Raw genomic sequence first — 23,058 nt, forward strand, 5'->3', positions numbered from 1 at the left:
CGCCCCTCGAGAAGGTTCAATGGACAAGAAAAGAACGCTGAGCCTCGGCATGCTCGGGCTCGGCATCGGATATTTCCTGTGGTACACGCCGTACAGTGCCCTGGGCAAATCCATCTCCGGAGCCCTCCTGCCCGGGATCGACGAACCGGTCGGCGGTCTCGTACTGCTTCCGGCGGCCGTTATGGGCCAGGTTCTGGCCATGCCGATCTTCGTGTACTTCGGGGGCTGGCTGCGGTATTCGGGCCGGCGTGAGATCGCGGGCCGTTCGGTGCCCTTCCCGTCCGGCCACACCGCCCAGTCCGCGTTCTGGATGGCCCTGATCGTCGGCACGACGACGCTCAACTTCACGTTCCCGGGCGCGTCGATCGTGTTCATGCTCGTGCTCATGCGCATCACCACCCTGATGACCGCACCGGTCGTGGATCTGATGCGGCGGCGAAAGATCCACTGGTATTCGGCGGCGGCCCTGGCGCTGTGCATGGTGTCGGCGGTCATCGCGCTGGCCGACATCGACAACTACACCCTCACGATCGGCGCACTGCTGAGCCTCGGCTGCTACGCCCTCGCCTACTACCAGCGGTTCCGCATCATGAGCACGTGGGCCAAGACCGGCGATCTGCTGCGCGACCGCCGGTACTTCATCGAAGAGCACATGACCACGCCGCTCGTCCTGCTCCTGATCGTCGCCGTACCGGCGGTCATCGGCCAGGGAACGTGGATGCACGAGCTGCGAACGGGTTTCACGTCGTTCCTCCTCACGCCGGCGGTGTTCCCCGCGCTGCTGATCGGCGTGTGCTACGAAGGCCTGTTCATCATGACCAGCCTCATCTTCATCAACCGGCGGGAGTACACCTTCGGCGTGCCGGTCCATGTCTGCGCCAGCCTGCTGGCCGGAATCACCGCCTCCTTCGTTCTGAACGGCGCCTTCGACGCGCCGCTGCCCAGCGCCGCGCAGTATCTGACCGCGCTCATGGTGGTCGCCGCGGCGTTCGTCCTGAGCTGGGACACCATCAAGGCACGCCTCGCACGGAGGTCCGGAGCGCCGGCGAAGGCGCCGAACCAGATCCTGTTCGTCTGCGGCGGCAACACCAGCCGGTCGCCCATGGCCGCGGCGATCGCCCGCGCGGAGATCGCCGCGAACGGCGGCACACCGCACTGGCGGATCGGCAGCGCGGGGGTTTCGGTGAGTGCGCCCGGGACGCCGATCACCCCGGAGGCCGTGACGGTTCTGGTCGAGATGGGCATAGACGCGCCCCTCGACCACCGGTCCCGGCCTCTGACACCGGAGATGTGCGCCCAGACCAAGAAGATCTACTGCATGACCCGCGCGCAGCGCGACCTGGTGGCCGAACTCGCTCCGGCCGCCGCCGCGCGCACCATGTGCATCTCCCGGGCCGCCGACGTGCCCGACCCGTCCGGACAGCCGCTCCAGGCTTACCGCTCCTGCGCGACCCAAGTCCAGACGCTGATCCGCCGAGATCTGCTGAAGCAGGAGGTCTGACCCGGATGCCGGTCGCGGCCGGGCGGTTCACTACCGAGAGCTTCGCCGGGGTCGAGCCCGCGATCACGCCCTACGTCCTGCTACCGAGCATCTCATTCGCGGAGTCGTCCACCTGACGGCACGCACGCCCCCCGAACTCCCAGCGGAGACACGATGAACCACCCCGCCCTGGCGGCGACCGGAATCGACCCGAATCTGGAACTCACCCTCAAGGTCCTCCCGGCCGTGATCGTCATCCTCATCGTCTCAGCCCTGTGCGGACTCCTCGCGACCCGCCTCTGGCAGCCGCGCGTGCTGGGTGAGATGGTCGCCGGCGTCCTGCTCGGCCCGACCCTGTTCGGCTGGCTCTTCCCCGATGTCCAGGCGAAGGTCTTCCCGCCCGAGGTGACGCCCATCCTGTACGTGCTGAGCACCATCGGGCTCACCTTGTACATGTTCCTGGTCGGCGCCGGCATGGAGCACGGAGGCTCGGGGCCACGGCAGCCCCTCCATCAGCCGGCGATGGTGGCGGTCGCCGGGATCCTGCCGGTCATGGTCCTCGGCATGGGCGCCGGGCTGCTGCTGTGGGGCACGCTGTCCGATCCCGGCATCAGCCGGTGGTTCTTCGCGGCCTTCCTCGGCGGCGCGCTGTCGCTCACCGCCTTCCCGATGCTGGCGCGCATCCTCTACGAGCGCGGGCTGGAGAACTCGCCACTGGGCAAGCTGTCGCTGATGGCCGGGGGCGTCGACGACGCGGTGGCCTGGTGCATTCTGGCGATCCTGACCGCGATCCACATCGACTCCGGCAGCGGCGGCGCCGCCAGGACGATCGGGCTGGCGCTCCTGTTCGCGGTGCTGATGCTGACCGTCGTGTCCCGGCTGCTGCGCACCCTCGGCCGGCACGTGCTGCGGTCCGGGCAGATCAGCAACGGCACCATGTACCTGGTGATCCTGGTCCCGCTCACCGCCGGCTGGCTCACCGACTGGATCGGCATCTACTCGGTCTTCGGCGGGTTCATCGCCGGGCTCGCCATGCCGCGCGACGCCGCCTTCCGGCGGATGCTGCACGGCAGGATGATGGACGTGGTCTCCACGCTACTGCTGCCGATCTTCTTCGCCTTCTCCGGGCTCAACACCCGGCTGGACGGCCTCGGCGGCGGCACGATGTTCCTGGCGTTCCTGGCGATCCTGCTGGTCGGATTCGTCGGCAAGTACTTCGGCTGCTCGCTCGCCATGCGGTCGCTCGGATTCGGATGGCGGGAGTCCTACGCGGTCGGCGCCCTGATGAACGCCCGCGGGCTGATGATCCTGATCTTCATCAACATCGGGCTGGCGCAGGGAATGATCGGCCAGCAGACCTTCTCCATACTGGTGCTGGTGGCCGTGCTCACCACGGCGGCGGCACTGCCCCTCTACAAGCTCGCCCTGCCGGACCGGCTGGAGCGGGCCCAGCGGAACGAGCCCCTCAAGGAACCTCGCGACCACGGCCTGGCGGCGGGTGCCTCCGAGGAAGGCAGCCGAGTCGGCTGAGCGTCGGCGGGACGTCGCGGACCGTCCCACGTGCCGGGAACAGCCGGTCGGCGATCTCGGTCCGCATCATCCGGAGGCACGAGCACCAGCCGGCCGTCAGGCTGCTCGCGGCAGTGCCGGTCGAGGTCTTCGGTGTCCGGTGCCTCGCCCCTACGAGCGGTCCCACTCAGTGGATTGGCCGCTTCCGGCCGAGGTCGCCGGGGGCCGAGTGGCGGCGTCGCCGACCTCTCGGGCATGGCCATGCCCCGGAGCACGGTCGTCTGGTGATCGTTCAGTCGGTCTGGGCGAGGTAGGTCTCGAGCGTCGCGTGGAAGTGGCGGATGCGGCTCTCCTGGTAGCGCGCCAGTGTGCCGCTGGTCCTCACGGAGGCGCGCAGGCCGCGTTGGACCCGTTCGAATCGTGCGCCGTCCTGGTTGAACACCCGGCCGAAAACACCGAGTTCGGGTGCGTCGGTCCAGCTCTCGTCCGGGCCGATGTATCTCGTCTTCGCGGCGGGCGGGCGGGGGCCGGATTCCGGAACCGGCTCCAGCACCATGATGTCGATGACGCACGAGTCGGGATCGTTGCCGTTCGGACGGAAGCGGTAGGCGAACGCGGTCAGGTATCCGCCCCAGGGCATGAAGTTCGGGAAGAGGAAGTACTCGATGCCGTCGAGCGCTTCGGCGTCGGTGATGTGCGAGTAGTCGCGGCCGGTGCGGCGGTGCAGCGAGGCGCGCACCCGGTCCGCCAGCACCTGCCGGGCCGTCGACCCGGGTTCGAGGGTGATGTCCGCTTCGGGCGAGCCGAGCATGGCCTTGACGATCTCGACGTCGTCGAGCTCGCGATCGAGGTGCTCGCTGCTGATGCCGACGGCCGTGATCATGCGGCTGACATGCGCGCCGTAGACGTCGTACTCGGTCAGCGTGTCCGCTGCCGTGCGCAGCAGCTGCGGGTGCACCGTCATCGTGTGGTAGGCCTCGATGAACGCTTCGAGCGCCACCTTCCAGTTGCACGGCATCTCGCGCACGACGTGTCCGGTGAGATACCGGTCCTCCAGGGGCCACTGGGCGAAGTGCGACGGCATGTTCTCGAGGTACTCCTCCAGTGGCCCGGCCTGCGGATCGGTGTTCACGAACACGAACCCGCCCCACGCGCCGACCCGTGCTTCCGGAAGCCGGAACGTCGCCGGGTCGATCTGCGGGAAGTCCCACGCGCAGGGGATCTCGCGGAGACTTCCGTCGAGGTTCCAGGTGAACCCGTGGTAGGGGCAGCGCAGCCGCGTGACGTGACCGGACCGGTTCCGGAGCTGCGTGCCCCGGTGGAGGCACGAGTTGTGGAACGCGCGGATCTCGCCGGGCGCGGTACGCACGACGATCAGCGAGGTGTCGGCGATGTCGTAGACGACGGAGTCGCCGACCTCCGGGATCTGCTCCTCCCGGCACGCCATCTGCCAGACCCGGCTCCACACCCGCTCGACCTCGAGCCGATGGGTCTCGGGATCGAAGTAGCGGGCGGGCGGGATGGCGGCGTCGTGCGGCGGAGCGGCGGACGTCGCGCGCAGGCTCGCCGGTACGGGGCGGGTCTCCTCGTCGAGCAACCCCTGGTAGAAGCGCTCGCCGCGGGGGGCGCCGTCAGCCTCCCCGGAACGTGGTCCCGTGCTGGGGCTGGTCATGGTCGAACCTCCGGTGTGGGATGCGAACGCGCTCGGACATCACTTCGCGGGGAACAGCAGCGGTTTGAAGGCCAGGCCGACGATCTCGACGTAGAGCCCGCTCCTCGTCCGGTGGTACGCGCACAACGGCGGCGCGTCGTCGGTGACGGCGATGCTCGCGATCCTCGGCGAACCGAACCGCTCCATGGCCGCGGAGGCGGATGCCACATCGTCGACCCAGTAGCCGAGATGGTGGGCCCGGCCCGGCGCGGTCGCGGTCCAGAGCGTCCCCTCGATCGCCTGGCACAACTCGACGTGGTGGGGGCCCTCTCGCGAGAGGGCGTAGGCCGTCCGCACGGTCCGTGCGCCGCCATCGGTGATCAGCCGCACGTCGGCGCCGCCGGTGTGCCAGCCGGCGCCGAGGAGGTCTCCGAGGTCCGCCTTGGCGGAGGCGAGGTCGTCGACGACGATGCCGGTGTGGAAGAGGTCGGCGTGCCGCAGCGGCCCCTGTTCGCTCTCGCCCATCAGCCCAGACGCTCCTGTACCAAGTCCAGAAGCGCCTGGTTCTTCACTTTCGTGCCACCGCGGTTCATCGGGAGCTCCCCTTCGGAGAAGAACAGCACTCGCTTCGGCACCTTGTAGCCCGCCAGCCGTTCGCGCAGGAAAGACCTGATGCCGTCCTCGGTCGCCGTGGCACCGTTCTTCAGTTCGACGCACAGCACGACGATCTCCTCGCGGCGGTCGTCCGGGAGGCCGACGGCGCGCGCCAGTCTGACCGGTTCGCAGGCCTGCAGCTGGACCTCGATCTCGGCGGGCGACACGGTGGCGCCGCCGGTCTTGATCATCTCTGTGCGGCGTCCACCGAACCGCACGTACCCGTCCGTGTCGTACGAGCCGAGGTCACCGGTGCGGAAGAAGCCGTCGGGATCGAAGCACTCGGCGCGCGTCCGCTTGACGTAGTGCTCCATCAGGGTCGGTCCGCGCACGGCGAGCTCGCCCTCCTCGCCGGGGCCGAGGACCTGCCCGGTATAGGGGTCGACGACCCGTAGCTCGTTTCCGGGGAGAAGCCGCCCGTAGCTCCGCTTCCTCAGCAGCTCGCGCGGTGTGGTGGACGGATGGCCGGTGAGGAAGGAGCAGGTCTCCGACAAGCCGTAGCCGACCGGCATGTTCCAGCCGGTGTCCCCCGTGACGGCCGGGTGGCGGGCGAACACGGACTTGCCGAACACCTTCGTGCACGACGAGAGGTCGGTCGACGCCCAGTCCGGATGCTCTTCGAGGGCGCCGGCCTGGTGAGGGAGCGTGTGCGGCTCGGTCACCCGCTCCCGCTCCATGAGCCGCAATGCGTGACCGGGCTCGAACATCTCCTGCATCACCCAGGTGCCACCGGCGGCGAGCGTGGCTCCCATCGCCGCGTTCAGGCCCGCGGTCCAGAAGAGCGGGAGCGCGCACCACAGACGGGTCGACTCGTCGCGGCCGAACAACTGGGCCTGCGTCCAGCACTGCAGCGCGACCGCCTGGTGGTTGTGCAGAACTCCCTTCGGCCGGTCGGTCGTTCCCGAGCTGTAGACGACGACCCCGGAGTCGGAGGGGTGCACCTGGGCGGCGACGGCGTCGAGCAGGGTGTCGTCGATCGTGTCGCCGCGCTGCAGGAACCGCTCCCACGGCTCGATCCCGCAGCCGTGCTCGGCCGGGCCGAGGACGGCGACGTGGCGCAGGTACGGGTACGAGGCGTCCCGGACCGCCGCCCCGGGTCTCGTGCCCGCCGGGCACAGCTCGGCGACATCGGCGGCGAACCGGCGGCGTCCCATCGCCGTCTGGAGGAGCAGGACGCTGAGGTCGGCGTGCGCGAGCAGGTAGGACAGCTCGGACTTCGGCGAGAAGGTCGACAGCGGCACCACGACCGCACCGGCGAGCGCACCGCCGAACAGGGACGCCACCGCCTCGGGCCGGTTGCCCATCAGGACCCCGACGCGGGCCCCCTTGCCGATGCCCGCCGCCACGAGCGCCTTCGCGACACGCCGGGCCTGCCGGTACAGCTCGGCGTAGGTCCACCGTACGGTCGCGCCGCAGCGGAACGGGTCGTCGAAGACGAGCGCCTCGTTGCCGGGGACCCGTGCGGACTGCTCGGCCAGGAGGCCGCCGAGGGTGAGGGCGCCGATGCCCGCCGCCTCGTGCGGCGGCGGGCCCACGAGCGTCTGGAACTCCCTCATGGCCCTTGAGGGTACGCCGCGAAGGCACTGAGTGCCATACTCTGAAGGCACCGAGTGCCACACCCTGGCCCGGGGTGCGGGCCGTCGCGGCACCGACCGAGAAGGAGCGCCGATGGACGTCCGGTATTCCACCGAGCAGCGCGACTCCGCGACGCGGCGGCACAGATCGTGGATCGGCTCGGCCCACGGGCCGTCGGCCGGCTGGAGGACGCCGAGCGGGCGGCCAGGCTCGACGCGGCGGTGGCCGGGTCGGGCTGGCGGGAGCTGCGCACGGGCGACGGCACCGGCGCGCCGTGGGCCTCGGGGGTCGAGGTGGCGATCGTGGCCGAAGCCTTGGGGCGGGGGCTCGCGGACGTCGCCTTCCTGGGCCCGACGCTCGCGGCGGACCTCCGGCGCCTGGCCGGAGCGTCCGAGGCGTCCGCACGGGAGACCGTGGCGCTGCGCGCCGACCTGTCCGGACTGGCCGCGCAGGGCGAGGACGCGGTGGCCGTCGACGTGTCCGGCGCCGGCTCGGCGCTCGCGCTCGGCCCCGGCGGAGCGCTCGCGTCCGTGGCCCTCTCGGGTGCGCCGGCGGGGGTCGACCTGACCCGGCCGACGATGCGGGTGCCGGCGTCGCCGGCAACGCCGGTCGGCGGTTCGGTCACCGAGGAGGCCGTGCGGCGGTGTGGGCGGTGGACGCGCTGGAGCCGGCCGAGGCCGTCGCGGCGGCGGCGTCGGCGAAGGCGTACGCGTCACGTGCGACGATGACGGTGCACGAGATCGCGATCCAGGTGCACGGCGGGATCGGCAACACGTGGGAGTGCCTGGCTCACGTGTTCCTGCGCCGGGCACTGCTGGCCTCGGACGTCGCCGGCGGCGTCGGCCCGAACCTGTCGCGCGTGCTCGAGCACGCCGGGCTGGGCGGTGCCCGGTAATGGACTTCCGCGATTCGCCGGAGGAGGCGCGGCTCCGCGCCAGGCTGCGGGACTGGCTCACCGAGAACGTCCCGAGCCTGCCGGCGTCCTCGTGCAGGCCGTCCTCCACCACGCCGCCGACGAGGTGAAGAAGCGCCTGCTGCCCGGTCTCATCAGCGGCGAGGAGCGGTGGTGCCAGGGGTTCAGCGAGCCCGGCGCCGGCTCCGACCTCGCATCGCTGCACACCCGCGCCGCCCTGGACGGGGACGAGTATGTGATCACGGGGCAGAAGGTCTGGACCAGCTACTCCGATCTGGCCGACTGGTGCTTCCTGCTGGCCCGCACCGATCCGGACGCGGCCAGGCACGCGGGGCTGTCGTCTTCGCCGTCCGGATGGACCAGCCCGGCATCGAGCGGCGGCCGGTGAAGATGATCAACGGGATCACGCGCGAGTTCGGCGAGGTGTTCTTCGACGGCGCCCGGGTCCCCGCCCGGGACATGGTCGGCGAGCCCGGTGAGGGCTGGCGGATCGTCATGACCGTGCTCAGCCACGAGCGCGAGCCGCAGGAGCTGGGCAACGCCGGCCGCTACCGCACGACGGTCGAGCGGCTCACGGACATGGCTCGCGCGAGGGGCCGCCTCGTCCTCGGGCTGCCCGCGGCGTGACCCGCCGGCGACAGGACTACCCGGGCCTGGCCGCCGGTTTCGGCCGCGCCGCGTCGTGCGGCCGGCCGGAGTCTGCGCCGCCGTGGCGGCGGAGGAACGTCATCGTGCGGGTCCTGAGGCGCCAGCCGTCCTCCGTGCGCCGGTACGTGTCGCTGTACCAGCCCATGCGCATGTGATGGTCGGTCTGGTCGATGAAGAGCAGCGGAACCTCGCCCGAACCCGTCTCGCCGTCCAGTTCGAGGACGGGCGTGCCGGTGAGGAACAGGCCCTTCGGCGCGGCCTCCACCAGGCGCGGCCAGTCCTCGAGCCCGTACGTCTCGCCGAAGGCACTGTAGGTGCCGTCGGCCGTGCAGAGGTGCTCGATGATGTAGTGAATGTCGCCCTGGGTCATCTTGAGCGCGTAGGTGGCGCAGAGCTGCTCCAGCTCGACCACGTCCTCGACCGGCAGGCCCATCGGTGTCATTCCCCTCGGCCCACGGGCCTCGCCCGGCGCTCGAACTCGGCGTGGTCGGCCCGGCGCACCTCGGTGAGCGCCGCCACGACGCAGAACTCCGTTCCGGCCGGATCCCGCATGATGATCCAGGTACCGGGATGGTCGGCCCAGGAGCGGTCGACCACGGTCGCGCCGCACTTCTCGAGCCGCTCGACCTCCGCTTCGAGGTCGTCGGTGTGGATGTCGAGGTGGACCCCCGCCGGGCCGGATCCGACGTCCTGGACGACGATCCGGTTCGGCGGCGACGCGTCTTCGAGGATGCGGTAGTTGGGCATGCGCGTGGTCCTGAGCGTCGCGCCGAGGGCCGCCGTCCAGAACGCGGCGGTCTGGTCGTGGACATCGGAAGGAGCGTCGATGACGATCGTGCTCAGCAGGTTGCGGTGCATGCCAATCCCCTCTGCGGTGCTCAGGGCGCGAGGCCGCCGGCGTGGTCCGGCCCCTCATGGTCTGAGGCTAGCGAAGCGAGGCACTGAGTGCCAGAGTGCTGCGGGCGCCTTCGCGTGGGACGGTCGCGGCTGCGAGTACGATCCTCAGTAGTGTCCAGCCGTTCACCGCTCCGAGTCTCAGGTGGAAGCCAAGCGCCATGTCGCGACACGAGAAAGCCGCGAAGAAGCCACCGCAGCAGGTGTCGATCGAAGCCATCGAGAAGGTGGCCCTCGAACTGTTCGACACGCGCGGGTTCAACGAGACCTCCGTGGACGACATCGCCGCCGCCGCCGGCATAGCGCGACGCACCTTCTTCCGTTACTTCGAATCGAAGAACAACATTCTGTTCGGCGGCTTCGGGACGCTTCTCCGCAACCTCGAGGAATGGCTCGAATCCGCGCCGGACGACCGGCCGATGTTCGAAGTGATCACAGATGCGGTGCTGCGGTTCAACCGCGTGCACAGCGACGGCCCCGCCGCGCACCGCGCCCGGATGAGGCTGATCCTGCAAACGCCCGCGCTGCGGGCCAACGCCGCGCTCCGGCACGCTGAATGGATGGCGGTCGTGGCGCGGTTCGCCGCGCGCCGGATGGACGCACCGGCCGACGCCTTCGGCCCGCAGCTGGCCGCGCACGTTTCCCTGGCCGCTTCGAACGCCGCCTACGAGCAATGGCTGCGCGACGAGTCGAGTGACCTCGCCGAGCTCGTCCACCGCGCGTTCAGCATGGCCCCGATACTCCGCGAGCTGGAGGCGTCGATGGCCACCGGTCAGCTCAGCTGAGACCGTCGCCCCGGGCCGGGACGACCGCGCCTGCGACCTTGACCGCTGGCACTGAGTGCCATACATTTCAGGCACCGAGTGCCAGCGGGTGGCGCGCCTACACGACCTCCGCACGGCGGTGCCGAGCGACACGGCTCGGCGACGCCGCGCCGAGATCTTGGCGAGTGCCCGTTCAGAGAGGCGGGCAGTGATGCCGGTTACCAACGCGAGCGACGTCTACTACGACCCGTACGACGCGGACATCAACGCCGACCCCTACCCGGCTTACCGCAGGCTGCGGGAGGAGGCACCGCTCTACTACAGCGAAGAGCACGACTTCTACGCCGTCAGCCGCTACGACGACGTCGACCGCGGACTGACCGACCCGGGGACCTTCATCTCGGGACGCGGCAACATCCTGGAGCTGATCAAGTCCGACATGGAGATCCCGTCGGGCGTGATCATCTTCGAGGACCCGCCGATCCATGCCACGCACCGCAGGCTGATGGGAGGCGTGTTCTCGCCGCGGAAGGTGGCCGCCCTCGAACCCAAGATCCGCGACTTCTGCGTCCGCAGCCTCGACCCCCTGGTCGGCGCCGGCGGCTTCGACCTCATCGCCGACCTCGGCGCGCAGGTGCCGATGCGCACCATCGGCATGCTGCTGGGAATACCCGAGGACGAGCAGGAATTCGTCCGCGATCGCGTCGACGACAGCCTGCGTCCCGAGGCCGGCCAGCCCATGGACATCTCCAAGTTCTTCAGCGACATCGAGATGTTCGCCGCGTACATCGACTGGCGCGCCGAGCACCCCTCCGACGACATCATGACCGACCTGCTGCAGGCCGAGTTCGAGGACGAGCACGGGATCCGCCGGAGGCTGACCCGCGACGAACTCCTCACCTACGTCAACGTCATCGCCGGCGCGGGCAACGAGACCACCAACCGCCTGATCGGCTGGACCGGGAAGGTGCTGGCCGACCACCCCGGCCAGCGGCGCGAGCTGGTCGAGGACCCCGCTCTCATCCCGGGCGCCATCGAAGAGGTGCTGCGCTTCGAGTCGCCCTCGCACCAGATCGGCAGGTACGTGGCCAGGAGCGTGGAGATACAGGGCCAGGTGGTGCCCGAGGGCAGCGCCGTGATCTTCCTCAACGGCTCGGCCAACCGCGACGACCGGCACTACCCGGACGGTGACGGCTTCGACATCCACCGCGGCCCGGCCGGGCAGCCGCTCACCTTCGGCCGCGGCCTCCACTTCTGCCTCGGCACGGCGCTGGCACGGATGGAAGGACGCATCGTGCTGGAAGAGCTCCTGAAGCGCTTCCCCGAATGGGAGATCGACGAGGACCGCGCCCGGCTCGGCCCGATGGCGACCGTTCGCGGCTGGGACACCCTCCCGGTCCGCACGTCCTAGCGAACGCCTGCTCCCTTCTGAGGGAACATCGACTCACTTCGCAACGACACGACTCGTCCCAACGAACACCGACTCTCGGGATCCCTCACGCGCCTGTGCCGCCGTCGACCGCGATCGCCTGGCCCGTGAGGAACCCGGGGGCGTCATCGCACAGCCACAGCGCGATGTCCGCGATCTCGCTCGCCTCGGCCAGCCGCCCCACCGGATTGGCGGACACCAGGCGTTCGATGACGTCCGGCGGCATCGAGCGCCGGAACATCGGCGTGTCCACGGTCCCGGGGCAGATGGCGTTCACCCGCACGCCGGATCGGGCGTACTCGCGCGCCGCACCCCGGGTCAGCCCGACGACACCGTGCTTGGCGGCGGTGTAGGCCGGCAGCGTCGCCGCCGCCCGGAGCCCGGCCACCGACGCGCAGTTCACGATCGAGCCGCCGCCCGCTTTGACGATCTCGGGCAGCTGGTAGCGCATGCAGGACCAGGTGCCGGTCAGGTCGACGGCGATCACCCGGTTCCAGTTCTCCATGGTGCACTCGGCGGTGGGCTTGCCGGACTCGCCGTCGATGCCGGCGGCGTTGAACGCGGCGTCGAGACGCCCGTAGGTCGCGACGGCCCGGGCCACCGCGGCACGGACGGTCTCATCGTCGGTGACGTCACACGGGAAGAAGCCGCATTCGCCGAGCCTGCGCAGCTCGGCCTCCGCACCGCGTCCGGCCTCCTCGTCCATGTCGGCGAGCGCGGTCGCGTAGCCGCGACGGACGAAGGCCTCCGCCGCGGCGCGGCCGATGCCCGAACCGGCGCCGGTCACGAAGACGACCTTGTGTTCCTCGGTTCCGTCCATTGCTCCTCAGCTCCAGGTCGAGCTCCGGGTGGGCCGGCTCGCCGGTCCGATGACCGATGCCGGGGTCAGGCCACGGCGCGCCGCCTCCGCGCGGGAAGGCGGTCGATCACGAATGCGCCGTCACGGATCACCGCCTTGAGCGCCTCATCGGGGCGTGCGAGCAACGACAGATCGGCGAGCGGATCGCCGTCGACGATGATGAGGTCGGCCATGGCCTGCGGCTCGACCACGCCGACCCTCGCCGGCGGGTCCATCAGCAGCTGGCCGGCGTTGCCGGTGCCCCAGCTCAGCACCTCGGCGGGCGACAGTCCGTCGATCTCGCCGTAGAAGGCGAACTCACGGCCGTAGTTCCCGACCTGGTGGTCGAGCGGATCGTCCTCGAGCATGTTGCGGAACACGCCGCTGTAGTCGTCACCGGCCAGGATCCGGACGCCCGCCTTCTGCGCGAGCGGGAGCATCGTCCGCACATGGTCGTACTGCGCCGGCGTCACGCCGGACGGCTCGGCGTAGCCGACCTCGAACAGGCTCCACAGGTAGACGAGGCTGGGAACCCAGAAGGTGCCCGCCTCCACCATGGCCTCGATGCACTCCTCGTCGACCCCGTCGCCGTGGTCGACGACGTCCACTCCGAGCTCGACGCACTCAAGGATCATCTGTTTGTCGGCGACGTGGGCGCGCACCATGGCGCCCCGTTCGTGCGCGGCGTTCACGATCGAGGCGATCTCGTCGCGTGACATGTTGCGCGTCGTTCGATGGGGGATGCCGTGCCCGGCGCCGGCGAAGATCTTGATCGTCTCGACGCCGCGGCCGATCTCTTCGCGGACCAGCCTGCGCAGGGCGTCGGGACCGTCGGCGCAGAGGTCGGCGCCCGGCGTCTCGTAGCGCTTCCACCACCGCGAACTGTTGTTCACGTCGCCGGTGGTCCCGATGTGATGGCCGCAGGCCCGGATGCGCGGGCCCGGGATGATGTCCTGGGCGATGGCCATCTTGAGGCTGGCGTCGATGTCGTGCGAGCACGAGGCGCCGGCGTAGCCGGTGAAGCCGCTCTCCAGGAGGACCCGGCAGGTACGGACGCCGATCGCCATCAGGACGCCCGGTGGAAGCTCCTTGCCGAGCTTCTCCCCGGCGAGGATGTCGAACTTGTAGAAGTCCGGGTGAAGGTGGCTGCTGATGAGACCGGGCATCAGCGTCATGCCGCCCACGTCGACGACCTCAGCCGGCACGTCGCCGTTCGCATCGCCGGCCGCACCGCCGATCGCCGTGATCCGGTCGCCGTCGAGGGTCACGTCGTGCTTGCCGGGAAGCATCTCCCGGCCGTCGAAGACTTTCGCGTTCGTCAAGACCAGCATCGGAATCCTCCCTGAAGCTATGCGGGCTACTCGCCCGCCCTCCCCCGCCGGCTGAGCCGCCATTCCGGCGGATAGTGCTCGTCGTTGTCCCGGACCGAGTCGGTCAGGCCGCGATCGAGCGTTTCGCGGTCGATCTCCAGCGACGCGCCGTCCGGCCGGAGCAGCCGGCCCGTCGACTCGAGCAGGCCGGCGAGGATGCTGCCCATGTACTCGCCCTGGTGCTGCTTGTAGATCTCGAAGAAGGTCTTCTGAGCGAAGACCGTGTCCGTCGGCCGCGAACGCGCACAGGCGAGCGCGTACTTGTGCGTCATCGCCTCGAGTTCGCCGTACGGGACGACCGCGTTGACGAAGTCGCAGTCGTACATCTCCTTGGCGGTGAACGGCCGGCCCGTGAACACCATTTCCATGAATTTGCGGACGCCCATCATCGTGCACCATTGCCATTGCCGCGCCGCGTAGCCGGCGTAGCGGAACGCGGCATGTCCGAACAAGGCGCCCTCCGCCGAGATGACGATGTCGGCGTCGGCCGCCTGGTAGAAATGCCAGCCGTAGCAGTAGCCTCGCACCTCGAGAATGCTGATCTTCTTGAAGTCCTGAAGGCTCCGCATCCCGGCGCTCGGGTCGGTGTAGAACTGGACGTTCGACGCCCCGTAGCGATAGGAGCCCTTGGGCGGGTACTCGACCTCCGCGTCCTCGGGGACCCGGACGATGTGCTTCATCGAGGCGTCGCCCCGGCCGGCCATGATGTCCATCAGTTCGGGAAGGTCGGCGCCGCTGCCGAGGTCCGTGCCGTTCGCCCGGATCACGAGCACCTTCACGTCGTCGTCGACGCCGGCCAGCCGGACGAGGTCGGCGTACCGGTGCTGGGCGTCGACCGTCATGGCGTTGAGCTCGTCCGGGCGGTCGAGCGTGATCGTCGCGATCTTGGTTTTCGGATCCTTCTCGTACAGGACGATCTCTTCAGCCGAGGGACGGCCGCCCTTGCCTGTCATGGATGCCTTCTCCTGTCGGTGCCGATCTCGGGATGTGATCAGTTCGGTCAGCTCGTAGAGCCTCACCTTTCCCGTCGCCGTTCTGGGGACGTCGTCGTGCGAGATGAACACGATGCGGCGGGGGATCTTGAAGCTCGACAGGCGGCCGCGCAGCGCGGTCCGGAGACCGTCCTCGGTCGGGGTGGCGCCCGGCGCCGCGATCACCGCGGCCGCGACGACCTCCCCCGCCCCCGGATCGGGCAGCGGGGCCACGAGCGACAGCGCCACCTCCGGCAACGCGTTCATGGCGGCCTCGACCTCCAGCCGGGACACGTTGGCGGAGTTCGTCTTGATCATGTCGCCGGTCCGGCCGACGAAGAAGGCGTAGCCGTCGGCATCGATCCGCACGAGATCGTTCGTGGGGTAGAAGCCATCGGGCGTGAACACCGTGCGCCGGTCGGCCTTGTAGAAACCCGTCATCAGCGCACCGCCGCGGAGCTGGAGCTCGCCGACCTCACCGGCCGGCACCTCCGCACCGGTCTCCGGATCCACCACGCGGCGTTCGATGCCGTTCACGGCGCGGCCCGAGGCGCCCTCCTTGCCGTCCGGCATGCGCCGGTCGACCGGCTCGGCGCTGTGCGGGGCGAAGCTCTCCGACATCCCGAGCAGCCGGGCGCGCAGCCGTGGCGGGATGGCGCGGCCGTGCTCGTCACGTGACGGGCCGCCCATGCCCCGGATGCCGTCGACGTCGACGCCCCGGGCCGTCGCCGCCGCCCGGAGCCTCTCCAGCAGATGCCAGACGACGACATAGGTGACCTTGTGCCGTTCGATCGTGTCGAGCACGTCCTCGATGCCGGGGGACGGCGGGTACACCAGCGTCCCGCCCGTGCTCAGCACCTGCAGAGCGGCGGCGATGCCGCCCATCCAGAACGCGGGCAGCAACGGCATGGTGCGATCGGCGCCCGTCTGCAGGAAGTACGCGGCGAGCACCGGTGGCTGGCGTGCCACCGCCCACTGTCCATGCACGACGGCCTTCGGTGTCGCCGTGCTCCCCGAGGTGTAGACGACGAACGCGTCGTCGCCGGGTGACACCTCCTGCTCAACCGCGGCCAGTAGCGCGGTATCGGGCGCGTCGTGGGTGTCGGCTCGGGCGAGGAGGACGTCGACCGGCCGTGCCCATGGCAGGCCGTCGGCGTCGTCGAGCCAGACTGACCGCAGGTAGGGCGCGCCCAGGAGCCGGAGTGAGTCCGCCCGGCCCTCGCTCAACCCGGGCAGCGCCGTGGTGAGGTTCTCGGCGTAGTCGTGACGCAGGAAGCGGCGCACCCCTACGAGCATCTGCGCATCGCTCGTGCGGATGATGTGCGCCAGTTCAGGGGGCGTTGCCAGCGTGCTGATCGGGGTGATGAGCGCACCTATCCGCAGGGCGGCGTAGAAGGTCGTCAGCCAGAGCGCTCCGTCGGGCGCCAGCAGCCCGATCCGCGTTCCCTTGCCGACGCCGCTCGCGAGCAGCGCCCGAGCCATCCTGGCGGACCTGTGGTCGAGCTCCCGGTAGGTCAGCGTCTCGTCCGCGAGCAGGAGCGCCTCGTGCTCGCCGCGAGAAGCGACGATCTCGGCGAACAGCTGGGGGAACGTCGATGCCGGCTCGGTCTCGTCCATCACTCTCCTCCAGCCCGGCCGTGACTCAGGAGCGGCCGATGATCGGGGGCGTGCCGTCCCATGCTTCGGCGGCCTCGCGCATGGCGGCGAAGGCCGCGTCCCGCGTGGCGCTCGGTTCGAGCAGCTCGATCATGAAACCGAGCGTGGACGCGGTGTCGAGCCAGCAGGTGCGGCTGGCTCCGATGAGGCCCTCGAAGGCGAGCGTCGCGCCCGCCTCGACGAAGGTGTCGCGCTCGGCCTCGTAGTCGCGGGCGATCAGCGCGGTGTGGTGAAGCCCGGTCTGACCGCGAGGGACGAGCTCGGAGAAGATCGACCGTTCGTCGTCGTCCTGGGAGAGCAGCTCGATCTGCAGGCTTCCCGCGTAGGCGATGGCGGCCGTGACCGCCGGGAACTCCGCCGGCCGCCCGCGGTAGCTCCCGTCGGTGCACGGGACGCCGTCGAACCAGAAGAACGGCCCGACACCGGCGGTCCGCACCCAGGAGTCGATGGCGGCGTCGAGATCGGGAACCACCCAGCACATCTGCATGAAGTCTCGGTTCGGAAAGGGCGGAAAGGCCATCGTTGGTGTGTCCTTCGCGCTAAGGGTTCCGCCGCCGGCTTCTTCAGCCGATCACCGGGAAGCGCTCGTCGCCGAACGGCTCCCACGGCTTCATGGCCGTCGAATCGAAGTTCGGGCACGGCGAGCCGTTCCAGCAGACATCGGCAGGCTGCGTGACCAGGAGATAGGCCCAGCGAGGCCGGTCCATCATGTTCGGGCCGGCGCCGTGGATGGTGAGATGGGTGTGGACCGTGACGTCGCCCAGCTCATAGGTCATCGGGTCGGACATTCCCAGCGCGCGAAGCTCGGGGAACACGTCGAGGGCATCGCCGCTGCCGTACGTCGTGTAGTCGCCCAGTACCCCGGCACGGTGCGACCCGTTCACGAAGGACATCGTCCCCGCCTGCGGGCCGTAGGGCTCCAGGGGGAACCAGAAGGTCATCCCACCGGACCGGTCGACGGCGAAGGTGATGAAGTCCTGGTGGAAGGCGGTCGGGCCGTTCCCGCCGTGCCGGGACTTCTTCGAGGCCGGCAGCTTCGGCACGAAGAAGTCCGAGTAGTACCGCACCCCCAGCTCCGCGCCATCGGGCGTGGCGCGCCGCTGCAGCCGCTTCGCGCTCTTGCCCACATCGTGGATCAGGGACCGTATCAGCGGATGGGAAAGGCCCGAACTGCGCTGAGCATTGAAGTAGGACAACCCGGACTGTCCCCTCGCCACGGCCTCCTCAAGGCCCGGGGGCAACGGGTTGCTGTCGGCGTCGTCGCCCATCTTCTCGCGGGCGACGCCGAGCATGGCGCGGAGTACGTCGGGGTCGACGAACCTCTCGAGTTTCACCCAGCCGAACTCGTGGAAATGGTCGACTTCCTCGGCGGTCACCGTCCTGCACGGCTGTGCTTGCAGCACGCTCTCGTCTCTCATGGTGCACACCTCTCCTCTGGAGGTTCAACCGCTGCTCATACCGGCCGGCGGCGCCCGCTCAGACAAAGCTCCCCGGCCCGGCGCGGAAGGCGTAGAGGCCCGCCACCTCGCCCTCGGGCGGCGTGGCCGGAGTCGTGAGCTCCGACACCGTCGGGCAGATCCTCGCGGCGACCTTCTCCAGCTTGGCGGGGTCGAGCCCGTACACGTCGATCGCCGTGTTCCCGATGTACTGCTTCGTGAATGCCGGATCGATGTCCCAGAAGGTGGCCTGCATCGCCTCTCGGGTGTGCGGCCATGTGCCCTCGGCGTGGGGATAGTCGTCGCCCCACATGACGTTGAGCGCGAGGTCGTGCTCGATCCCGGCCTTCGCCTCCCAGTTCGCCATGAAGCTCGCTCCGATGTAGCAGTTCTCCATGAAGTACTCGGACGGAGGTTTCGGCATCGCGGCCCGGAGCGTGGCGCCGGACGACCCTGTGTAGAGCCCGTCCATGTCGGCCATGACGCCGGGCGCCCAGTCCATCCACTGCTCGGTCAGCACCAGCTTCAGGGCCGGGTGGCGCTGGAAGACGCCGCTGAGGATCATCACCCAGACGCCGCGCCGGGTCCGCCACGCCGTCTCCATCATGTAGATCGCCTGCGCGCCCTGGCCCTGGTAGGGATAGTGCTCCCCGCCGCCGCCATGCGTGTTGAGCGACAGCCCGGCGTCCGCGCACGCCGCCCACAGCGGCTCCCACACGGGCTCGTTGAGCATCGGGAAGTCGCCGCGCGGCGCGGGCAGGTTGACGCCCCTCAGGCCGGCCGCGGCCGCCCATTCGACCTCACGGACGCACGCCTCGGGGTCCGAGATCGGAATGTGGGCGATGCCCGCATGGCGCTCCGGAGCCTCCGACACGAAGTCGGCCAGCCAGCGGTTGTAGATGCGGACCCCGACCGGCTCGAGATGGTTGAACGTCGAGTCGCCCCAGCTGATGAGGCCGGTGGTGGAGAACGGAATCGACTGGCCGTTCAGCCCGCCGTGGAAGATCACGTCCGCGGCGACGCCCGACTTGTCCATGTCGGCGAGCCGGGCCGGGTGGTCCTGGAGCCCCGGCATCAGACTCTGCTCGTAGCTCCGTTGCAGGAAGCGGAGGCTGACCTGGTCGGCGTTGCGGATTCCCGCGCTCTTCCCGAACCGCTCGGCCTGGGACGGCCCGAGCGACCAGGTCTCCTCCTCACCGGGCCTGGCGGCTTCGGAGGACCGGAAGGAGAGCAGCCCGTGGGCTTCCATCCCCTCCACGAAGCGATCGAAGTCCTTGAGGTACTTCGAGTCGCAGTAGTCACGCAGCTGCTCTTTGACGGACGGTCCGACATGGCTGTCGGTCGACACCACGATGTAGTGCTCCTCGGCGGCCGACCCACCGCCAGGGGTTTCGTCACGTATCTGCGACATGGCATCCCCTCTCTGCCGGACACCCTAACCCGCGATGGCACTCAGTGCCAGGGCAGATTTTCCGGTGCGCCCGGCACCCGCCGCGGCCGCACACCGCCCACCGCCGACGCCCCTGGGGTGAGGCCACGACGTCTACGGGCGCGCTCGCGATGAGCGCGCCCGTAGACGAAGAGATTCAGTGCTATTTGACCGCCATCTCGCCGCACTTCCCTGCAGCGGCGGTGGCCTCCTTGTTATCAGCGCCGACGCCCTTGACCTCGTCCATTTTGATCTTGCCGTCGACGTAGCTCTTGAGATCGGCCTTGTCCGCGTGCTTCAGTGCCACGTCGGCCATGCAATTGACGACGTCGTCGGCGACGTTGCTCGGGATTTCCTTGAATTCGGGCTCTGATTTGATCTTGCTCACCAGATCCGCCTTGTCCACGTCGTCACCACCACAGCCGACGAGCCCGAACGTGAGCGTGATCGCCGTAGCGGTCAGAATGGTCGCGCGCATGACAGAAGATCGCATGTCGAATCCTTTCGTTGGAGAATGAGTGACGTCCTGCACTCGGGGAGATATCACTGCAGGCGCGGAAAGTCGCCACTCGCCAGAGACACGTATCCCCAGGAACCGGGGTCGGGGCTATGGCAGTGTACCGAGCCGACGAAGAGAAATCACCCAGATATGGCAGCTTGCAGATGGATTCGGACAGTACATCTGTTCTAGGCACAAATGATCACCGGCCGGGCGTATTCAGGGAGAGCGAGAAGCACGCTGAATGGGGGCCCAGAGACGCTTTGATGCGCCAACTAACTGCAGCACGCCGCCGAATCCGCCTGGACGCGGGCGCAGGTAGCGCTCGGGCTGGCCAGGACGTCGACGGTGCCTGGTTCGACCCGTACCGCAGGCATGTCCACGTATATCTGGAAGGAGGCGCATCACTCGGGAGGGAACGATGTTGTTCAGGCGGGAGGTCCTTGAGGGGATCGCGGACGGGCGGATCGATCGGGTGTTCCGGGTGTGGGCCGAGCCCCGGGTCCGCGCGGGGAGCACCCAGCGCACCTGGGCGGGGGTCATCGTCATCGACTCGGTCACGGCCGTCACCCCCGAGGAGATCACCGAGGAGGACGCCGCCCGTTCGGGCTTCGAAGACCGCGCGGCGCTGCTCACCGCCCTGTCCAAGAGCACCAAGGAGGGCGGCTACCACCGCGTCATGCTCCATCTGGGCGGCCCCGACCCCCGATCGGAGCTGGCCGGCAACGCCGACCTGACCGACCAGGAACTGGCCGACCTCAAAGCCGCCCTGGACGCCGTCGACGCCCGCAGCCGACGCGGCCCCTGGACCGGCGAGGTCCTGCGCCTCATCGAGGAACACCCCGGCCTGCGCGCCCAGGACCTGGCCGAACGTCTGGACCGCGACAAGCTCCCTTTCAAGGCCGACGTCCGCCGCCTCAAAACCCACGGCCTCACCGAAAGCCTGGAGACCGGCTACCGCCTCTCCCCGCGCGGCAGGGCCCTCATGTCCTACCTACGATCCTTGCCCGAATGACCGGTTCGTCCGCCGTCGGTGCCGTGTTACGTCCGGCACGGTTGGCCGATCGGCGGACGGGGTGGCTAGTGGCGCCGGATGGCGCGCACGACGACGTCGTGGAGGAGGGCCTCTCGGCCCCCGTGACCGGTGAGCGTCCGGTGGCCCTCCTCGGCGGTGACGACCTTCCAGGCCGTCTCGTCCAGACGTGCCGTGATGGCCGCGGCGGTGGCCGACGCCTCCGCGGGTGGATGGTGCCCGGACCCGTGGCCATGCTCCGCTCCCCCGCCGGGGGCGCCGTGGTCGTGGAGGTGACCGACGATCAGCAGGGTGCCGCCGGGCGCCACCCAACCGGCGATACGGTCGTAGAACTCCAACTGCGGCATCGCCGGATGGGCGTAGTGCGTCGTGACCAGGTCGAAGTGCGTGCCCGGGTGCCAGACGCCCAAGTCCGCCTCGACCCAGTGCAGGCGCTCGGACACGTCGCTCGCCGCCGCGCGCCCGGCGGCGCGGGCGAGGGCCTCGGACGAGATGTCGGCCGCGGTCACCTGCCACCCGCGCGAGGCGAGCCAGATCGCCTCGGCACCGGCACCGCAGCCCGCGTCCAGCGCTGTTCCGGGCACCAGCTCGCCTGCCTCACGAGCAAGGTAGGGGTTCGGCGGGTACCCGTCCATGGAGCCGTCGGCGCCTCCCTGCCGCCAGCGCCGCTCCCAGTACTCCTTGTCGAACTCGTGCGTCATCGGCCGTCCTCCCCGTTGGTCCCACCTGGTCCGGCAATGGTGACCGCTCCGGAGGCGGATCGGCAAAATCTGTTGCGTGAATGGCAAACCGGAGCCATGGACGAGGCGTGCAGGGTCCTCACGACGGGCCCGCGCGGGTGTCGAAAGGCGCCGAGCCCGTTCGTAGCCAAGGTGAGAGACCGGCAACGGGCCGGTCGCCCACTCTGGAGGTCCACGACATGACCGCCATCTACACCTTCGACGTCTTCTCCACCCTCGACGGCTTCGGCTCTTACGAGGACGGCGACTGGGGCGGCTACTGGAGCAAGCAAGGCCCCGAGTTTCTCGACCACCGCCTCGCCCTCTACGGCGAGGAGCAGCGGATGGTCCTCGGGGCCAACACCTATCGGCAGTTCGTGCAGGTGCTGGGGGCGAGCACCGAGGAGTCCAAGGTCGGTGATCCCGTGAACGCACGGATGCGGAACCTGCCGACGACGGTGGTCTCGACGACCCTCGAAGGACCCCTCGACTGGCCGGACGCAACCCTTGTGAACGGCGACGCCGTCGACGTAGTCGCCCGGCTCAAGGAGGAGTCCGAGGTCCCGTTACGCTCGCACGGGAGCCTGTCGATGAACCGGGCCTTGATGGCCGCCGGTCTGGTCGACCGCGTCCAGGTGACGCTCTTCCCCGTGCTCACCGGTCAGACCGGGGCAGACCCGATCTTCCGTGGCGCGGCCGACTTCGACCTGGAGCTGATCGAGCACCGGAACCTCGACGGCCACATCCAAGAGCTCATCTACCGCCCCACCCTCCACTGACGTATAGCCGTCATGCCCGCACCCGATCCATGATCGAATCGCACGGACCGCAGCACACATGTCACGTGCCCGGGGGCGGGCATGACCGTTTCGTACTGGAGGCGGCCGGCGGGCCGCGAACAGGGCGCCGGCGACCTCGCACCGCTGGTCGATTCCCGGAGGCCGGCCCCTGACGCCGAAAACCTCCGGTCACGGTCGCCTGCTGGCGAGGTGGATGCCTGAATGGACTCAGGCATGCAGGCTGGGCCGGTAGATGAGCTCTTGGATGTGGTCGTCGAGCGTCCGGTGCTCGATCAGCTGGAGGTCGAAGTCGGCCGCGCCCTGGAAGATCGGGTCGAGTCCGGTCTGACCGGTGATCACAGGGAACAGCGTCACCTGGACGCGGTCGACCAGACCGGCGGCCATCAGCGCCCGGTTCATCGACAGGCTCCCGTGCGAGCGCAACGGGACCTCGGACTCCTCCTTGAGCCGGGCGACGACGTCGACGGCGTCGCCGTTCACAAGGGTCGCGTCCGGCCAGTCGAGGGGTCCGTCCAGCGTGGTCGACACCACCGTCGCCGGCAGGTTCGTCATCCGCGTGACCCACGGGTCACGCACCTCGGACTCCTCGGTGCTGGAGGCCAGCATCCGCGCGAACACCCGATACGTGTGGGCGCCGAAGACCATCCGCTGCTCCTCGCCGTACAGGGCGAGGCGGTGGTCGAGGAGTCCGGGGCCTTGCTTGCCCCAGTAGCCGGTCCAGTCGCCGCCGGCGGCGCCGAAGCCGTCGAGGCTGGAGAAGACGTCGAAGGTGTACGTGGCGGGCACGGTG

25 protein-coding genes are annotated in these 23,058 nt (G+C 69.4%); 11 read left to right on the plus strand and 14 right to left on the minus strand.

The window, feature by feature from the left end; genetic code table 11:
* Positions 1 to 19 precede the first annotated feature (19 nt).
* Both E1285_RS00215 and E1285_RS00220 read left to right on the plus strand, forming a co-directional pair.
* Positions 20 to 1,501 carry a hypothetical protein gene (locus tag E1285_RS00215; RefSeq protein ID WP_165966399.1) on the plus strand — a complete coding sequence of 494 codons (1,482 nt, stop codon included), beginning with the start codon at positions 20 to 22 and terminating at the stop codon, positions 1,499 to 1,501.
* A gap of 153 nt (positions 1,502 to 1,654) precedes the next feature.
* A complete protein-coding gene (locus E1285_RS00220) occupies positions 1,655 to 3,010 on the plus strand; it encodes a cation:proton antiporter (protein ID WP_132146171.1) in 1,356 nt (451 codons plus the stop codon).
* A gap of 271 nt (positions 3,011 to 3,281) precedes the next feature.
* On the opposite strand, the gene E1285_RS00225 is transcribed toward E1285_RS00220, so the two are convergent.
* The 3 genes from E1285_RS00225 to E1285_RS00235 are packed head-to-tail and all read right to left on the minus strand — an operon-like array spanning position 3,282 to position 6,850.
* Positions 3,282 to 4,661 (minus strand): aromatic ring-hydroxylating dioxygenase subunit alpha, encoded by a 1,380-nt coding sequence (locus E1285_RS00225; protein WP_132146174.1) that lies wholly within the window; start codon positions 4,659 to 4,661, stop codon positions 3,282 to 3,284.
* Positions 4,662 to 4,700: 39 nt separating this feature from the next.
* Complete coding sequence (locus tag E1285_RS00230) at positions 4,701 to 5,165, minus strand: VOC family protein (protein ID WP_132146177.1); 465 nt, start codon at positions 5,163 to 5,165, stop codon at positions 4,701 to 4,703.
* Positions 5,165 to 6,850, minus strand: coding sequence for a class I adenylate-forming enzyme family protein (locus E1285_RS00235; RefSeq protein WP_132146180.1), 1,686 nt, complete (start codon positions 6,848 to 6,850; stop codon positions 5,165 to 5,167). Before E1285_RS00235 ends, E1285_RS00230 begins: the two co-directional genes overlap by 1 nt.
* A 168-nt stretch (positions 6,851 to 7,018) precedes the next feature.
* Between E1285_RS00235 and E1285_RS46390 the strand changes: the two genes are divergently transcribed.
* Genes E1285_RS46390 through E1285_RS46400 form a run of 5 tightly spaced genes read left to right on the plus strand, consistent with a single transcriptional unit; the run spans position 7,019 to position 8,409 of the window.
* A complete protein-coding gene (locus tag E1285_RS46390) occupies positions 7,019 to 7,597 on the plus strand; it encodes a hypothetical protein (RefSeq protein ID WP_207946306.1) in 579 nt (192 codons plus the stop codon).
* The gene (locus E1285_RS00240; RefSeq protein ID WP_207946307.1) at positions 7,522 to 7,764 is read left to right on the plus strand and encodes an acyl-CoA dehydrogenase family protein; all 243 of its coding nucleotides are present in this window, start codon (positions 7,522 to 7,524) and stop codon (positions 7,762 to 7,764) included. Before E1285_RS46390 ends, E1285_RS00240 begins: the two co-directional genes overlap by 76 nt.
* A complete protein-coding gene (locus E1285_RS48055; RefSeq protein ID WP_279509337.1) occupies positions 7,764 to 7,892 on the plus strand; it encodes a hypothetical protein in 129 nt (42 codons plus the stop codon). The genes E1285_RS00240 and E1285_RS48055 overlap by 1 nt, the downstream gene beginning before the upstream one ends.
* Positions 7,856 to 8,170 carry an acyl-CoA dehydrogenase family protein gene (locus E1285_RS46395; RefSeq protein ID WP_207946308.1) on the plus strand — a complete coding sequence of 105 codons (315 nt, stop codon included), beginning with the start codon at positions 7,856 to 7,858 and terminating at the stop codon, positions 8,168 to 8,170. Before E1285_RS48055 ends, E1285_RS46395 begins: the two co-directional genes overlap by 37 nt.
* The gene (locus E1285_RS46400; protein ID WP_207946309.1) at positions 8,137 to 8,409 is read left to right on the plus strand and encodes a hypothetical protein; all 273 of its coding nucleotides are present in this window, start codon (positions 8,137 to 8,139) and stop codon (positions 8,407 to 8,409) included. The genes E1285_RS46395 and E1285_RS46400 overlap by 34 nt, the downstream gene beginning before the upstream one ends.
* A 16-nt stretch (positions 8,410 to 8,425) precedes the next feature.
* On the opposite strand, the gene E1285_RS00250 is transcribed toward E1285_RS46400, so the two are convergent.
* Positions 8,426 to 8,863, minus strand: coding sequence for a nuclear transport factor 2 family protein (locus E1285_RS00250; protein ID WP_207946310.1), 438 nt, complete (start codon positions 8,861 to 8,863; stop codon positions 8,426 to 8,428).
* A 5-nt stretch (positions 8,864 to 8,868) separates the two neighbouring features.
* Positions 8,869 to 9,288: a VOC family protein gene (locus E1285_RS00255; protein ID WP_132146183.1), complete on the minus strand. Its 420-nt coding sequence runs from the start codon at positions 9,286 to 9,288 to the stop codon at positions 8,869 to 8,871.
* 197 nt (positions 9,289 to 9,485) lie between these two features.
* On the opposite strand from E1285_RS00255, the gene E1285_RS00260 reads away from it, so the two are divergent.
* Positions 9,486 to 10,109, plus strand: coding sequence for a TetR family transcriptional regulator (locus tag E1285_RS00260; RefSeq protein ID WP_132146186.1), 624 nt, complete (start codon positions 9,486 to 9,488; stop codon positions 10,107 to 10,109).
* A gap of 190 nt (positions 10,110 to 10,299) precedes the next feature.
* Positions 10,300 to 11,499: a cytochrome P450 gene (locus tag E1285_RS00265; protein ID WP_132146189.1), complete on the plus strand. Its 1,200-nt coding sequence runs from the start codon at positions 10,300 to 10,302 to the stop codon at positions 11,497 to 11,499.
* Between the two features lie 85 nt (positions 11,500 to 11,584).
* Here the strand turns inward: E1285_RS00265 and E1285_RS00270 are convergent, their stop codons facing one another.
* From E1285_RS00270 to E1285_RS00305, 7 genes are all read right to left on the minus strand, one after another.
* Positions 11,585 to 12,337 carry an SDR family oxidoreductase gene (locus E1285_RS00270; protein ID WP_132146192.1) on the minus strand — a complete coding sequence of 251 codons (753 nt, stop codon included), beginning with the start codon at positions 12,335 to 12,337 and terminating at the stop codon, positions 11,585 to 11,587.
* A gap of 65 nt (positions 12,338 to 12,402) precedes the next feature.
* Positions 12,403 to 13,686, minus strand: coding sequence for an amidohydrolase family protein (locus E1285_RS00275; RefSeq protein ID WP_132146195.1), 1,284 nt, complete (start codon positions 13,684 to 13,686; stop codon positions 12,403 to 12,405).
* A 26-nt stretch (positions 13,687 to 13,712) separates the two neighbouring features.
* Positions 13,713 to 16,313: an AMP-binding protein gene (locus tag E1285_RS46405; protein WP_207946311.1), complete on the minus strand. Its 2,601-nt coding sequence runs from the start codon at positions 16,311 to 16,313 to the stop codon at positions 13,713 to 13,715.
* A 25-nt stretch (positions 16,314 to 16,338) separates the two neighbouring features.
* On the minus strand, positions 16,339 to 16,833 hold the full coding sequence (locus E1285_RS00290) for a VOC family protein (RefSeq protein ID WP_165966400.1): 495 nt from the start codon (positions 16,831 to 16,833) through the stop codon (positions 16,339 to 16,341).
* A gap of 82 nt (positions 16,834 to 16,915) precedes the next feature.
* A complete protein-coding gene (locus tag E1285_RS00295; RefSeq protein WP_132146201.1) occupies positions 16,916 to 17,770 on the minus strand; it encodes a phytanoyl-CoA dioxygenase family protein in 855 nt (284 codons plus the stop codon).
* A 58-nt stretch (positions 17,771 to 17,828) separates the two neighbouring features.
* Positions 17,829 to 19,199 carry an amidohydrolase family protein gene (locus E1285_RS00300; RefSeq protein ID WP_132146204.1) on the minus strand — a complete coding sequence of 457 codons (1,371 nt, stop codon included), beginning with the start codon at positions 19,197 to 19,199 and terminating at the stop codon, positions 17,829 to 17,831.
* 181 nt (positions 19,200 to 19,380) lie between these two features.
* Entirely contained in the window at positions 19,381 to 19,710 is a 330-nt protein-coding gene (locus E1285_RS00305) for a hypothetical protein (RefSeq protein WP_132146207.1), read from the minus strand.
* Between the two features lie 427 nt (positions 19,711 to 20,137).
* Between E1285_RS00305 and E1285_RS00310 the strand changes: the two genes are divergently transcribed.
* Positions 20,138 to 20,731, plus strand: a complete 594-nt coding sequence (locus E1285_RS00310) for a hypothetical protein (RefSeq protein WP_132146210.1) — start codon at positions 20,138 to 20,140, stop codon at positions 20,729 to 20,731.
* 65 nt (positions 20,732 to 20,796) lie between these two features.
* Here the strand turns inward: E1285_RS00310 and E1285_RS00315 are convergent, their stop codons facing one another.
* Complete coding sequence (locus E1285_RS00315; protein ID WP_132146212.1) at positions 20,797 to 21,450, minus strand: class I SAM-dependent methyltransferase; 654 nt, start codon at positions 21,448 to 21,450, stop codon at positions 20,797 to 20,799.
* A 218-nt stretch (positions 21,451 to 21,668) separates the two neighbouring features.
* Here E1285_RS00315 and E1285_RS00320 point away from each other — a divergent pair, with 218 nt between their 5' ends.
* Positions 21,669 to 22,247: a dihydrofolate reductase family protein gene (locus tag E1285_RS00320; protein WP_132146215.1), complete on the plus strand. Its 579-nt coding sequence runs from the start codon at positions 21,669 to 21,671 to the stop codon at positions 22,245 to 22,247.
* 228 nt (positions 22,248 to 22,475) lie between these two features.
* Here the strand turns inward: E1285_RS00320 and E1285_RS00325 are convergent, their stop codons facing one another.
* A complete protein-coding gene (locus E1285_RS00325; RefSeq protein WP_132146218.1) occupies positions 22,476 to 23,054 on the minus strand; it encodes a dihydrofolate reductase family protein in 579 nt (192 codons plus the stop codon).
* Between the last annotated feature and the right edge of the window lie 4 nt (positions 23,055 to 23,058).

The organism is Actinomadura sp. 7K507, assembly GCF_004348425.1.
In the GTDB taxonomy this organism is placed as follows: Bacteria; Actinomycetota; Actinomycetes; order Streptosporangiales; family Streptosporangiaceae; genus Spirillospora.

Bases quoted from the DNA above. Each gene is read 5' to 3' on its own strand.
- E1285_RS00270 (WP_132146192.1), bottom strand. From the start codon at position 12,337: ATGGACGGAACCGAGGAACACAAGGTCGTCTTCGTGACCGGCGCCGGT.
- E1285_RS00295 (WP_132146201.1), bottom strand. From the start codon at position 17,770: ATGAGAGACGAGAGCGTGCTGCAAGCACAGCCGTGCAGGACGGTGACC.
- E1285_RS00310 (WP_132146210.1), top strand. From the start codon at position 20,138: ATGTTGTTCAGGCGGGAGGTCCTTGAGGGGATCGCGGACGGGCGGATC.
- E1285_RS00215 (WP_165966399.1), top strand. From the start codon at position 20: ATGGACAAGAAAAGAACGCTGAGCCTCGGCATGCTCGGGCTCGGCATC.
- E1285_RS00220 (WP_132146171.1), top strand. From the start codon at position 1,655: ATGAACCACCCCGCCCTGGCGGCGACCGGAATCGACCCGAATCTGGAA.
- E1285_RS00225 (WP_132146174.1), bottom strand. From the start codon at position 4,661: ATGACCAGCCCCAGCACGGGACCACGTTCCGGGGAGGCTGACGGCGCC.
- E1285_RS00235 (WP_132146180.1), bottom strand. From the start codon at position 6,850: ATGAGGGAGTTCCAGACGCTCGTGGGCCCGCCGCCGCACGAGGCGGCG.
- E1285_RS00315 (WP_132146212.1), bottom strand. From the start codon at position 21,450: ATGACGCACGAGTTCGACAAGGAGTACTGGGAGCGGCGCTGGCGGCAG.
- E1285_RS00290 (WP_165966400.1), bottom strand. From the start codon at position 16,833: ATGTGCTGGGTGGTTCCCGATCTCGACGCCGCCATCGACTCCTGGGTG.
- E1285_RS00250 (WP_207946310.1), bottom strand. From the start codon at position 8,863: ATGGGCCTGCCGGTCGAGGACGTGGTCGAGCTGGAGCAGCTCTGCGCC.
- E1285_RS00260 (WP_132146186.1), top strand. From the start codon at position 9,486: ATGTCGCGACACGAGAAAGCCGCGAAGAAGCCACCGCAGCAGGTGTCG.
- E1285_RS46405 (WP_207946311.1), bottom strand. From the start codon at position 16,313: ATGGACGAGACCGAGCCGGCATCGACGTTCCCCCAGCTGTTCGCCGAG.
- E1285_RS00320 (WP_132146215.1), top strand. From the start codon at position 21,669: ATGACCGCCATCTACACCTTCGACGTCTTCTCCACCCTCGACGGCTTC.
- E1285_RS00230 (WP_132146177.1), bottom strand. From the start codon at position 5,165: ATGGGCGAGAGCGAACAGGGGCCGCTGCGGCACGCCGACCTCTTCCAC.
- E1285_RS48055 (WP_279509337.1), top strand. From the start codon at position 7,764: ATGGACTTCCGCGATTCGCCGGAGGAGGCGCGGCTCCGCGCCAGGCTG.
- E1285_RS00275 (WP_132146195.1), bottom strand. From the start codon at position 13,686: ATGCTGGTCTTGACGAACGCGAAAGTCTTCGACGGCCGGGAGATGCTT.
- E1285_RS00255 (WP_132146183.1), bottom strand. From the start codon at position 9,288: ATGCACCGCAACCTGCTGAGCACGATCGTCATCGACGCTCCTTCCGAT.
- E1285_RS46400 (WP_207946309.1), top strand. From the start codon at position 8,137: ATGGACCAGCCCGGCATCGAGCGGCGGCCGGTGAAGATGATCAACGGG.
- E1285_RS00265 (WP_132146189.1), top strand. From the start codon at position 10,300: ATGCCGGTTACCAACGCGAGCGACGTCTACTACGACCCGTACGACGCG.
- E1285_RS00305 (WP_132146207.1), bottom strand. From the start codon at position 19,710: ATGCGATCTTCTGTCATGCGCGCGACCATTCTGACCGCTACGGCGATC.
- E1285_RS00300 (WP_132146204.1), bottom strand. From the start codon at position 19,199: ATGTCGCAGATACGTGACGAAACCCCTGGCGGTGGGTCGGCCGCCGAG.